This is a genomic window from Candidatus Pantoea communis (genome assembly GCF_011752685.1).
In the GTDB taxonomy this organism is placed as follows: domain Bacteria; phylum Pseudomonadota; class Gammaproteobacteria; order Enterobacterales; family Enterobacteriaceae; genus Pantoea; species Pantoea communis.
In genome coordinates this window covers 148,587-162,056 of record NZ_VWXC01000004.1, presented here as the reverse complement: position 1 = coordinate 162,056, position 13,470 = coordinate 148,587, and the positions used below count along the sequence as shown (strand labels likewise).

General features: G+C 57.6%; 6 protein-coding genes. All 6 read right to left on the bottom strand.

The window, feature by feature from the left end; translation table 11 throughout:
* Window positions 1–2: 2 nt before the first annotated feature.
* The gene (locus F3J37_RS07950; protein ID WP_166932904.1) at window positions 3–3,104 is read right to left on the bottom strand and encodes an efflux RND transporter permease subunit; all 3,102 of its coding nucleotides are present in this window, start codon (window positions 3,102–3,104) and stop codon (window positions 3–5) included.
* Window positions 3,104–6,289 carry a multidrug efflux RND transporter permease subunit gene (locus F3J37_RS07945; protein WP_166932902.1) on the bottom strand — a complete coding sequence of 1,062 codons (3,186 nt, stop codon included), beginning with the start codon at window positions 6,287–6,289 and terminating at the stop codon, window positions 3,104–3,106. The genes F3J37_RS07950 and F3J37_RS07945 overlap by 1 nt, the downstream gene beginning before the upstream one ends.
* Window positions 6,286–7,530 (bottom strand): MdtA/MuxA family multidrug efflux RND transporter periplasmic adaptor subunit, encoded by a 1,245-nt coding sequence (locus F3J37_RS07940; RefSeq protein ID WP_034823143.1) that lies wholly within the window; start codon window positions 7,528–7,530, stop codon window positions 6,286–6,288. Before F3J37_RS07940 ends, F3J37_RS07945 begins: the two co-directional genes overlap by 4 nt.
* Before the next feature lie 142 nt (window positions 7,531–7,672).
* Window positions 7,673–9,073 carry an efflux transporter outer membrane subunit gene (locus F3J37_RS07935; RefSeq protein WP_166932900.1) on the bottom strand — a complete coding sequence of 467 codons (1,401 nt, stop codon included), beginning with the start codon at window positions 9,071–9,073 and terminating at the stop codon, window positions 7,673–7,675.
* Complete coding sequence (locus tag F3J37_RS07930) at window positions 9,063–12,197, bottom strand: efflux RND transporter permease subunit (protein WP_166932898.1); 3,135 nt, start codon at window positions 12,195–12,197, stop codon at window positions 9,063–9,065. The genes F3J37_RS07935 and F3J37_RS07930 overlap by 11 nt, the downstream gene beginning before the upstream one ends.
* Before the next feature lie 9 nt (window positions 12,198–12,206).
* Window positions 12,207–13,343, bottom strand: a complete 1,137-nt coding sequence (locus F3J37_RS07925; protein WP_166932897.1) for an efflux RND transporter periplasmic adaptor subunit — start codon at window positions 13,341–13,343, stop codon at window positions 12,207–12,209.
* Window positions 13,344–13,470: the final 127 nt, after the last annotated feature.

Sequence of the window (13,470 nt, the reverse complement as noted above, 5' to 3'; positions counted from 1 at the left end):
GATCAGGATTCCGCATGACGCATCCGCTGCCACTGACGTTTGGTGGCACGGCTTAAACTATCGAGCCAGAGATAAACAACCGGCGTGGTAAACAGGGTTAACAACTGGCTCAGCGCCAAACCACCAGCAATCGCGATGCCGAGCGGGCTGCGTAAATCCGCATCGCCGCCGCTGCCTAATGCCAGCGGCAAAGCACCAAAGAAGGCTGCCAGCGTGGTCATCATGATCGGACGGAAACGCATCAGACAGGCCTGCGTGATCGCCTGCTTCGGCGACATGCCCTGCGTGCGCTCAGCATGGATTGCAAAGTCGATCATCATGATGGCGTTCTTCTTCACGATGCCAATCAGCAGAATGATGCCGATCAGGGCAATCACTGTCAGTTGGGTATTGGTGAGCAGCAGCAGCAGCAGCGCGCCAACCCCCGCCGACGGCAGCGTGGAGAGAATGGTGATGGGATGGATGTAGCTCTCATACAGCACGCCCAGCACGATATACACCGCCGCCAGCGCGGCAATAATCAGCCACGGCATAGTGGCGGTCAGCTGCGCAAAGGCGGCTGCGGTACCGGCAAATCCGGCCTGAATGGTGGACGGTAAACCGAGCTGCGCCATCGCCTGCTTGATCAGTGCCTGTGCCTGCTCCAGTGACACACCATCGTTGAGGTTGAATGCTATGGTGCTGGTGGCTGACTGGCCCTGATGCGCCACCGACAGCGGCGCGTTACCGCCTTTGAAGCTGGCGAAAGCGGAGAGCGGCACACGATCGCCGCTGTCGTTAATCACATACAGCTCTTTCAGAATTTCAGGATCGCGCGTGTAGCTGTCCTGCAATGACATCACCACATGATACTGATTTAGCGTGTGATAGAGCGTGGCGACCTGGCGCTGGCTAAAGGCGTTGTTCAGCATGGTATCCAGCATCTGCACATTCACGCCAAGGCGTTGCGCGCGGTCGCGATCGATATTGATCACCACTTCCTGGCCGCCGGTTTGCGAATCGGAGTCCACGCTGTTGAGCTGTGGGATCGCCGCCAGCGCGGCCTGCACTTTCGGCGTCCACTCGCGCAGCACATCCAGATCGTCCGCCTGCAAGCTGTATTGATAGGTGGCATTGGCACTGCGCCCACCGATATGTAGATCCTGCGCCGCCATCAGGAACATCTGCGCCCCGGCGATATGGCTGGTCTTTAGGCTCAGTCGATTGGCGACTTCGGTGGCCGTGGCATCGCGATCGCTAAAGTCTTTAAGACGCACAAAGAAGTTGGCGCTGTTGCGCGAGCCAAACATGCCGCTGCCCATCGACGACATCACGCTGTCCACCGCCGGATCCGACTGGATGATTTTGGTGAACTCCAGCATCTTCGGCTTCATCGCCTGAAACGAGATGTTTTGATCGGCGCGCAGTGCGCCCATCAGCAGGCCGGTATCCTGATTGGGGAAGAAGCCCTTCTGCACCACGGTGAACAGAAACAGGTTGAGCAACACCGTCAGCACCAGGCTGAACATGGTGATCTTCTGGTGCGCCATCACCCACGCCAGACCACGCGAATAGGCCGCCAGCAAAGCGTTCAACTGATTTTCGATAAACTGATACAGCGGATGGGGGCGCTTGCTGACTTTCGGCTTTGGCTTCAGCAGCCGCGCGCACAGCATCGGCGTCAGGCTCAGCGAGACAAACATCGAGATCAGCAGCGAGACGGTGAGCGTCACCGCAAACTCGCGGAACAGACGACCGACAATACTGCCCATCAGCAGGATCGGGATAAACACCGCCACCAGCGACATGGTCATCGACAGCACAGTGAAACTCACTTCCTGCGCGCCTTTTAGCGCCGCCCGCAGCGGACTCAAACCTTCTTCGATATGGCGCGTGATGTTTTCCAGCACCACGATGGCATCATCGACCACAAATCCGGTGGCGATGATCAGTGCCATCAGCGAAAGGTTATCGAGGCTGTAGCCCAGCAGATACATCACCGCACAGGTGCCAATCAACGACACCGGCAGTGCCAGCGCCGGGATCACCACCGCCTGCACGTTACGCAGGAACACAAACACCACCGCGATCACCAACAGCATGGCGATCAGCAGCGTCTCTTCGGTGTCGTACAAAGATTCACGCACCGTCGGCGAACGATCCACCACCACTTTCAACTGGGTATCCGCAGGCAGATCTTTTTCCAGCGCTGGCAACTGCGCTTTGATGGCATCAATGGTGTCGAGCATATTGGCACCGGCCTGGCGCTTAATGCCCACCATCACCGACGGCTGCGAATTGAGGAAACCGGCCTGATACTGATCTTCCACCGAATCGTAGACGGTGGCGACATCGTGCAGACGTACCGCTTTGCCGTCTTTATAGCTGACGATCAGATCCTGATACTGTGCCGCTTTATCTAACTGACCGTTGCTGTCCACCACCCATGATTGCTGGCTACCCTGCAGAATGCCTTTGGGTTTGTTGGTGGTGCTGTTGGCGATGGCTTCACGCACCGTGTCCAGCGAGATGCCGTATTGCGCCAGCTTGAGCGGTTGCAGATCGATACGCACGGCGGGCAAGGCGCTGCCCATTAGTGACACTTCGCCCACGCCCTTGACCTGCCCCATCGCCTGCTCGATTTTGCTCTCAGCGAGGTCGTAGAGTTCACCCGGCGTGCGCGTGGCGGAGGTCAACGCCAGCATCACAATCGGCGCATCAGACGGGTTGGCTTTGCGATAGGTCGGCAGTGATTCCATCGCGCTCGGCAGCAGACTGCGTGCGGCGTTGATCGCCGCCTGCACATCACGCGCCGCACCGTTGATGTCGCGGTCGAGATCAAACTGCAAAATCACGCTGGTGGAGCCCTGCGAGCTGGTCGAGGTCATCTCGGTGACGCCAGCGATCTGCCCGAGCGAGCGCTCCAGCGGTGTCGCCACCGTGGCCGCCATGGTCTCCGGGCTGGCACCGGCTAAGCTGGCGCTGACCATAATGGTCGGGAAATCCACCTGCGGCAGCGGAGCCACTGGTAACAGCCGATAACCCAGCAAACCGAGCAGCATGATCGACAACGTTAATAGCAACGTGGTGACCGGGCGAAAGATAAAGAGTCTGGTGAGGTTCATTACTCGCTCCGCGCCTGCTGCTGTTTACGCTGCATATAGCGCTTGCCGCGCTGCGCAATGCCATCGAACCACAGATAAATCACCGGCGTGGAGAACAGCGTCAGCACCTGGCTGACAATCAACCCCCCGACGATCACCAGACCGAGCGGTTGACGCAGCTCCGCACCCGAGCCCGAAGCCAGCATCAGCGGCAGTGCACCGAGCAGCGCCGCCATGGTGGTCATCAGAATCGGACGGAAGCGCAGCAAGCAGGCCTGATGAATCGCATCACGCGCGCTCATGCCCTGCTTGTTTTCGGCTTCCAGCGCGAAGTCGATCATCATAATCGCGTTCTTCTTCACGATACCGATCAGCAGGATCACCCCGATCAAGGCAATCAAACTGAATTCACTGCCCGCCAGCAACAGCGTCAACAGTGCGCCCACCGCCGCTGATGGCAGCGTCGAGAGAATCGTCACCGGATGAATAAAGCTCTCATACAGGATGCCCAACACCACATACATGGTGATCAGTGCGGCCAGAATCAGCCACAGCGTGTTACCGGTCGCGCTCTGGAATGCCGAGGTTTCCCCCTGATAGCGCAGCGTAATGCTGGATGGCAGATCCAGCTGCTGCGTCACTTCGGCAATCGCCTTCTGCCCATCCTCCAGCGAATAACCGCTGTTGAGATTGAACGACACCATCACCGCCGGGAACTGATTCAGACGCATATGCATCAGTGAACCGGTGCGCTGGTGAATGGTGGCAATCGAGGTCAGTTTCACCATCCCGGTAGTGGTGTCGCTGTCGGAACTGGTGGTTGAGCTGCTGCTGGATGTGCTGCCCGAACTGCTGCTGGTTGATGTGCTGGAACTGCTGCTCACCGGCAGATAAACATCATCAAACGACGCCGGAGACTGCTGATACTGCGGTGCCACTTCCAGCACTACGCGATACTGGTTAGCCTGGGTAAAGATGGTGGAAACCAGACGCTGACCGAAGCTGTTGTACAGCGCCGTATCCACATCCGAGGCGGTAATGCCGTAGCGCGCGGCTTTGTCGCGGTTCAGTTCGACATAGGCGACACGGCCCTGATCCTGCAGGTTACTCACCACGCCGTTAAATTCCGGGCGCTGCTGCAAAGCCGCCACCATCTTCGGCGTCCAGCTCACCAGGTTTTCACTGTCTGCGTCATCCAGCGTGAACTGATACTGGCTCGGCGTGACCTGATCGTTGACCGTCAAATCCTGCGCCGGTTGCAGATAGAGCTGAATGCCCGCCACCTGCTCCGCCGCCTGCTGCAGCTGCTTGATCACCACATCGGCTTTGTCATCGCGCTCATCAAACGACTTCAGGTTGATTTGGATACGGCCACTGTTGAGGCTGGTGTTACTGCCGTCGATACCGATGGTGGAAGAGAGGCTGTCCACCGACGGGTTCTGCAGAATCACTTTTGCCAGCGCCTGCTGACGCTTCGACATCTCGCTAAATGACACATCCTGCGACGCCACGGTGACACCCTGAATCAGTCCGGTATCCTGCGTCGGGAAGAAACCTTTCGGGATGGCGATATACAGCAGCGCCGTCAGCGCAAAGGTTGCCAGCGCCACCAGTAACGTCAGTTTCTGATGATTCAGCACCACCGTCAGCAAGCGGTCGTAACCGTGCACCAACTTATCGAATATTTGTCCGCCCTTGCGCGAGAAGCGCGACTGCTTCTCTTCCGGGATATGCTGCAACAGGTAAGCGCACAGCATTGGCGTCAGCGTCAGTGACACCACCATCGACACCAGAATCGACACCGCCAGCGTAATGGCGAACTCGCGGAACAAGCGCCCTACCACATCGCCCATAAACAGCAGCGGGATCAGCACCGCAATCAGCGAGAAGGTCAGTGAGATGATGGTGAAGCCAATTTGCTGCGAGCCTTTCAGCGCCGCCTGCATCGGCGTTTCGCCCTCTTCCAGCCGACGTGAAATGTTCTCCACTACCACAATCGCATCATCGATAACGAAGCCGGTGGCGATGGTCAGCGCCATCAGCGACAGGTTATTCAGGCTGAAATCGGCCAGATACATTACGCCGAAGGTGCCAATCAGTGACAGCGGTACCGCCACGCTCGGGATCAGCGTGGCCGCCACATTGCGCAGGAACAGGAAGGTGACCATCACCACCAGCGCCACCGACAGCATCAGCTCAAACTGCACGTCGCTGATGGATGCACGGATGGTTTGGGTGCGATCCGACAAGATGCTCATTTTCACGCCATCGGGCAACGCGGCCTGCAAAGTCGGCAGCTGCGCCTTAATGCTGTCCACCACCTGAATCACGTTGGCACCAGGCTGGCGCTGCACGCTGATCACAATCGCCGGGCTGTTATTGGCCCACGCCGACTGGAAGCTGTTTTCCGGACCCTGTTCAATGTGCGCGATATCTTTCAGGCGCAGTGCGGCACCGTTCTGATAGGTGAGGATCAGATTGCCGTACTCATCGGCGGTGCGCAGCTGATCGTTGGCATCGATGGTGACCGAATGATATTTGCCGTCAAAGCCGCCTTTTGAGCCATTGACGTTGCTGTTGCTGATCAACGTATTCACGTCTTCCAGCGACAGCTTGTGTGCCGCCAGCGCTTTCGGGTCCATCTGCACGCGGATAGCCGGCTGATGACCGCCCGCCAATGTCACCATGCCGACGCCGTTAATCTGCGACAGCTTCAGCGCCACGCGGGTGTTCACCAGATCCTGCACCTGCGTCAGTGGCAGATTGTCCGAGCTGGCCGCCAGCGTGATCACCGCCGTATCGGCCGGGTTGACCTTTTTATAGGTCGGCGGATTGGGCAGATCACTCGGCAGCAGGTTGTTGGCGGCATTGATCGCCGCCTGCACTTCCTGCTCGGCGACATCCAGCGACAGATCGAGGCTGAATTTTAGCGTGATGATCGAGGAGCCACCGGAGCTGGTGGAGGTCATCTGGCTTAAACCGGCCATCTGCCCCAGCTGGCGTTCCAGCGGTGAGGTCACAGACGATGCCATCACATCCGGGCTGGCCCCGGGATACAGGGTAGTGACCTGAATGGTCGGATAATCCACCTGCGGCAACGCCGAGGTGGAGAGGAATTTATACGCGAAAATCCCGGAAATCAGTACGCCCACCATCAGCAAGATGGTGGCGACGGGACGCTGGATAAACAGACGAGACGGATTCATTTTTTGGCCGCTGTGGCAGTTTTGCTGTCATCGGCCAGAGAGACTTTACTGCCGTTGGTCAGACGATCGATGCCTTCGGTGACCAGACGCTCGCCCGGCTCGACACCTTTCAGGATCGACTGCTGATCTTCACCAAACGCCGGGCCGGTGGTCACGGCTTTGCGCGTCACGGTGTTGTCTTTATTGATCACAAACACAAAGCTGCCGTCGCTGCTCAGTTGCAGCGCCTGCGCCGGGATCACCGTGGCGTTATTCAGAATATTGGTTTGCAGACGCAGGTTGACGAACTGATTGGCAAACAGCGACTCATCTTCATTCGGGAAGGTGGCTTTCAACTCGATGGTGCCGGTGCTGGTATCGATCTGGTTGCTAATGAACTGCACGCTGCCTTGAGCCAGCTGGGTGCTGTTGTCCTGATCAAAAGCCACCGCCGGTAAACTCTGCCCGTTATGCAGCGCTTTGGTGAGCTGCGCGATATTGCTCTGCGGCACGCTGAAGGTCACGGCTGCGGGCTGCATCTGCGTCACCACCACAATGCCCGTGGTATCAGTGGTTTGCACCATATTGCCCGGATCAACCAAACGCAGGCCAACACGGCCGCTGACTGGCGAGGTGATGCGCGCGTATTCAATATCCAGCTTTGCACTGGCGATCTGCGCCTGATCGGCCGCTACGGCGCCTTTATACTGGCCGACGGTAGCGGTTTGCGTATCAAGATCCTGGCGTGACAGCGAGTCCTGGGCCGCCAGTTTTTTGTAGCGGGCCAGCGTCAACTCGGCGCTTTTCAGCAATGCCTGGTTCTGATTGAGATCGCCCTGATACTGCGCCAGTGTCGCCTGATAGCTGCGTGGATCGATCTGCGCCAGCAGCTGTCCGGCCTCGACTTTTTGCCCTTCGGTAAAGAACACTTTTTCCAGTTGACCCGCTACGCGGCTGGTCACGGTAACGCTGGCATTGGGGATCACCGTGCCCAGCGCATTGAGATACACCGGCACGTTGGCCGTGGTGGCCACGCCACTGTGCACCAGCGTGGCACTGCCGCCCATCATCGCCATGCCCGGAGGTCCACCTGCGCCCCCGCGATGACCGCCTTTTCCACCTCCTGGTGGCATGCCGCCCGGCGCACCGCCATGGCCGCCGACAACGCGCCAAATCACGCCAGCCACGATTAACACAACAAGTAAAATGAGTAGCCATTTCAGCCAGTGGAAACGCGATTTGCCAGGGGAATTAATTGTCATCGGACTCTTCAGATAAACAGGAAAAAGGAAAATCCCCTCCACTAACAGGGGATTATTTCAAAGGAAATCATCACTGCTTGTATTATCAGCTGAAGTGCCATGGAATTTCCATGGAGAAACCGTAAGGGTAACGTTAAGGCACTCAGGCCTTCCAACCGCCTCCTAAGGCTTTATACAAGGTGATTTTCTCGCTCAACTGGCCCAGATGTGCACTGATTAACGACTGCTGCGAACTGTAAAGCGATCGCTGGGCCACTAATACATTGAGATAATTGTCTACGCCTTGCTTAAAGCGCATTTCGGAATAGTCGTAATCGCGTTGATTAGCACCGACCTCCTGTTGCAGCGCTGTCAGCTGATCCTGCCAGGTATCCTGACCGGCCAGCGCATCATTCACCTCTTTGAACGCGGTTTGAATCGCTTTCTCATAGTCAGCAATTTCAATGCGTTTCTCGATGTGCGCGATGTTGAGATTAGCCTCGTTTTTGCCGCCGTCAAAGATCGGCAGATTGATCGACGGCACAAAGGACCAGGCACCGGTGCCGCCGCCCAGCAAACTGCCGAGCGAACTGCTGGTCGATCCCCCAGAAGCGGTCAGCGTGATGCTCGGGAAGAACGCCGCGCGCGCTGCGCCAATGTTGGCATTCGCCGCTTTCAGGCTATGTTCTGCGGCCATGATATCCGGACGACGCGTCAGCAGATCGGACGGTAAGCCTGCTGGCGTGGCCGGGAATTGCCAGTTGGCGTCCAGCGTCGCGTGGGACAGCAAAGTGGCGGGCAGATCGGTGCCCACCAGCAAGCGCAGCGCATCCACATCCTGCCGTACCTGACGCATATAGCTCGCCACATCCGCCTGCGCAGCCCGCACCGTGCTCTCTGCCTGTGCCAGATCCTGATCGCTACTGGCCCCGCCGTTGTAGCTGAGTTGCGTCAGACGATACGACTCTTGCTGACTTTTGGCAGTGTTCTGCGCCAGATGCAGCAGATCGTTATCTGAACTCAAGGTCAGCCAGGCGGTGGCGACCTCGGAAATCAGCGAGATGCGCGTGGCGCGTTCAGTTGCTGCGGTGGACAGATAGGTTTCCTGCGCCTCATCCCGCAGGCTCTGCAAGCGACCAAAGAAGTCCAGCTCCCACGAGGTAACGCCCAGTCCGGCGTTCAGCTCGTGATAGGTCACCGCACCAGTGGTTTTGGTGTTGTAGAGGTTGGCTGGTTCATGCGCCGAGGTCTGGCTGGCGGTAGCATTGATTGACGGCATTAACGCCGCACGCTGCACCGTGACGCTCTGCTGTGCCTCTTCGACATTTAGCGCCGCGACGCGCAGGTCACGGTTGTTGTCGAGTGACAGCTGAATCAGATTGCGCATCGTGGCGTCAGTGAAGAAGTTCTGCCACGGCAGATCCGCCACGTTGCCCACCGGCGTGGGCTGATCGTATTTTGCGTCTACCGGCATCGCGGGGCGCTGATAGTGCGGCGCCAGCGTACAACCCGCCAGCACCATAGCCAGCGGCAGCAGCGCCATACGGAAAGTTTTAGTGTTCATGCGTTGTCACCTCTGCGGATGCTTTTTTCTTGCGGGCGAAGAACTGCGAAACCACCACGTAGAACATCGGAACAAAGAAGATGGCGAGGAAGGTGGCGGTGATCATCCCGCCTGCTACCGCCGTACCAATCGAGTGCTGGCTACCTGCGCCTGCGCCGTTAGAGATAGTCAGCGGCAGCACGCCGAGAATAAACGCCATCGACGTCATGATAATCGGTCGGATACGCAGTCTCGCGGCTTCCACCGCTGCCTCGACCAGCGTTTTGCCTTCCCGTTCATGTAGCTCTTTGGCGAACTCGACGATCAGGATGGCGTTTTTCGCCGCCAGCCCGACCGTGGTGAGTAAGCCCACCTGGAAGAACACATCGTTCTGCAAGCCACGCAGCAGCACCGCACTGATGGTGCCGAGAATGCCGAGCGGCACCACCATGATCACTGAGAACGGAATCGACCAGCTCTCATACAGCGCGGCCAGACACAGGAACACCACCAGAATCGAGATCAGATACAGCTGGGTAGTCTGGTTGCCGGACGCCTGCTCTTCATACGAAATGCCGTACCACTGCACGCGGAAGCCTTTGGGCAACTGCTTCGCCAGCTGTTCCACCGCTTTCATCGCTTCACCGGTACTCTGCCCTGCCGCGGGCGATCCGAGAATCTCTTCAGAGGTCAGGCCGTTGAAACGTTCGAAGTGTGGCGAACCGTAAACCCACTTGCCGCTGGCGAAGGCAGAGAATGGCACCATGGTGCCGCTGCTGTTGCGGAAGTACCACTTATCAAGATCGGATGGCGTGACGCGTGAATCGGCTTTACCCATCAGGTAAACCTCTTTCACACGGCCGTTATACATAAACTGATCGATATAGCTGGAACCCCATGCCACCGACAGCGTGTTGTTGATGTCTGTCATGCTCAGACCCAGCGCGCTGGCCTTCTCGTCATTGATCTCCAGCTGATACTGCGGCTCATCTTCCAGCCCGTTCATACGCACCTGCGCCAGATGCGGATCTTTGTTGGCCAGATCGATTAACTGATGCGTGGCATCCATCATCTGCTGATGGGTGTGCGCGCCCGTATCCTGCAGATAGAGATCGAAGCCAGTGGCGTTACCCAACTCCATCACCGCAGGGGGCACCATGGCGAAGATTTTGGCGTTTTTGTAGTTGGCAAAATGCGCCATCACCCGGTTCGCCAGATCCTGCACGCTTTGCCCGCTGTGGGTACGATCTCTCCAGTCCTTCAGGCGCACGAAGGCCATGGCGTTACTCTGGCCGCGACCCGCAAAGTTAAAGCCCGCCACGCCAAAGGTGGTGGTGACCACTGAGGCTTCATTCTTCTGCAGGTAGTCATTGAGATCGTTGATCACCTGCTGCGTACGCTGTGAAGAGGCGTTCACCGGCAGCGTCATCTGCACCATCATCAGGCCCTGATCTTCTGCGGGCAGGAAAGTGGTCGGGACACGCGTGAACAAAAAGCCCGTCACGCCGACGATCACCAGGTAGATCACCAGGAACAGGCCGCGACGGGAAATCACCTTGTTAACACCGCGCGTGTAGTGCATCGCGCCGCTGTCGAACTTACGGTTAAACCAGCCGGCAAAACCGGTGGTCTTGTGCTCCGCCGCCGAAGGTTTGAGCAGGGTGGCACAGAGTGCAGGGGTAAAGATCAGCGCCATGATCACCGACAGCGCCATCGCCGACACAATGGTGATCGAGAACTGGCGATAAATCACCCCGGTCGAGCCGGAGAAGAACGCCATTGGCAGCAGCACCGCTGACAGCACCAGCGCAATACCAAACAGTGCGCCCTGTATCTGCTGCATCGACTTGATAGTGGCGGTTTTCGGATCGAGATGTTCTTCGTGCATCACACGCTCGACGTTCTCCACCACCACGATGGCATCATCCACCAATAGCCCTATCGCCAGCACCATACCGAACATGGTCAGGGTGTTGATGCTGTAACCGAAGGCCGACAGGATGCCAAAGGTGCCGAGCAGGACCACCGGCACCACCAGGGTGGTAATCAGGGTGGCGCGCAGGTTTTGCAGGAACAGCAGCATGACGAAGAACACCAGCACCACCGCTTCGATCAGCGTTTTCACCACTTCTTCAATTGAGGCGCTGACCACTGGCGAAGTGTCATACGGATATTGAATTTCAACATTATCCGGCAGTGAGTCTTTCAGATCGGCTATGGTCTGGCGCACCGCTTTGGCGGTATCCAGTTCGTTCGCCCCGGTGGCCAGACGCAGCGCGATACCTGCTGCGGGCTTGCCGTTCATGGTGGCGTCAATGCCGTAGCTCTGCGGACCGAGCGCCACGCTGGCAACGTCTTTCAAACGCACCTGTGAGCCATCGCTATTCACTTTCAACAGCACATTTTCAAACTGCTGCACCGTGGTGAAGCGAGTTTTCCCCAGTACCGTGGCCTGCGTTTTGGCGCCCTGAATGGTCGGTAACCCGCCGAGTGAACCGGACGACACCTGCACGTTTTGGTTATCAATGGCGGTGGTGACATCACTCGGCATCAGGTTGTACTTGTACAGTTTGGCGGGATCGAGCCAGATGCGCATGGCATATTCCGAACCCAGCACCATAAAGTCACCGACGCCCGGCGTACGCGAGATCGGGTCTTCCAGTTTCGACACCAGCATGTCAGCCAGATCGCCGTTGCTCAGCTTGCCGTCTTTGGAGATTAGCCCGATGACCATCATGAAGTTCTTCTGGTACTTACGAATGCGGATCCCTTGCTGGGTCACGTCGGTTGGCAACTGCGATTCCGCCAGCGAGACGCGGTCCTGTACCTGCACCTGGGCGATATCCGGATTGATGCCCTGGTTAAAGGTGGCGATGATCTGCGCACTGCCGTCCGAGGCACTGCTGGATTCTAGATAGCGCAAGCCATCCAACCCGTTCAACTGCTGCTCAATCACCTGCACCACGGTGTTCTGGGTGGTTTCGGCACTGGCACCCGGATAGGTCACCGAGATCGATACCGCCGGTGGCGAGATGTTGGGATACTGATTGACCGGCAAACTGATGGCTGCAATCCCGCCCACCAGCATCACGATAATCGCGATAACCCAGGCAAAGATGGGACGTTCAATAAAAAACTTCGACATGCCGCCCCCTTATTGCGCCGCTGCGTCGGTCATCGACAGACTGACAGCGTTGGCGGATGGCGTGTCATTAGTGCTGGCGGCGGTGGTGGTAACTTTCGCCCCAGCACGCACGCTTTGCAGATTGTTCACCACCACGTTTTCACCTTCGCTCAGGCCGGAGGTCACCAGCCATTCACCTTTGATCATCTCGCCGGTGTGAATGCTGCGCTGCTCAATGGTGTTATCGCTTTTCACCACGTAAACATACGGCTGGCCTTTGGTGTCATGCATGATCGACTCCTGCGGCACCAGAATCCCCTGCTGCTGAATGCCCTGCGGGAAGCTGGCGTGCACATACATGCCTGGCAGCAGTTCGTCATGCGGATTTGGGAACACCGCACGCAGCACCACGGTGCCGGTGGCGGTATCAACGTTCACTTCCGAGAACGCCAGTTTGCCCTGCTGGCCATACTGGCTGTTGTCTTCCAGAGAGAGTCCGACCGCCGCGGTGTTGTCATCCACTTTGGCGATCTTGCCGTCGGCCAACGCACGGCGCAGACGCAGCAGATCGGTGGAGGATTCACTGACATCGACATAGATCGGATCAAGCTGAGTAATGGTGGCGAGGTAGTCGGTCTGGCCGTTAGTCACCAGTGCACCGGCGGTATACAGCGAACGGCTGATATGGCCTGAAATCGGCGCCTTCACCAGTGTGTAATCGAGATTGACCTTAGCGGTTTCCACATCGGCCTGTGCTTCACGCTCTGCCGCCACGGCATCGTCGTAAGTTTGCTGGCTGATGGCGTGTGCAGAAGCCAGCGGCTGATAGCGTTTTGCCACCATGGCATCGTTTTGCCAGGTCGCCATCGCTTTGTCGTAAGCGGCTTTATAGGTCGCCGGATCGATCTGATAGAGCGGCTGACCCGCTTTCACTTCGCCGCCTTCGGTAAACAGGATTTTCTGGATCACGCCGCTGACTTGTGGGCGCACCTGTGCGGTGCGGACCGCCGTGGTGCGGCCAGGCAGTTGTGTCACCAGTGTCACAGGTTCAGATTTTAGGGCGATGACACCCACCTGGGGTGTCGCGGATGCAGCGGGCTTTGCTCCGCCCTGGTCACAGGCTGCCAGTAAAAACACCACGCTGGCAGAAAGAAGTTTCAGGCGCATAATTTTTCTCTGGATGAAAGGAGGGATAGTCACTGATGTGATGACATGCAAAAAATCATTGTAGGGAGGGAGTGATAAGGCGGTTGTTAAGGTTGCGTAAAATATATTTTCCAAAGGAAAATGGTAA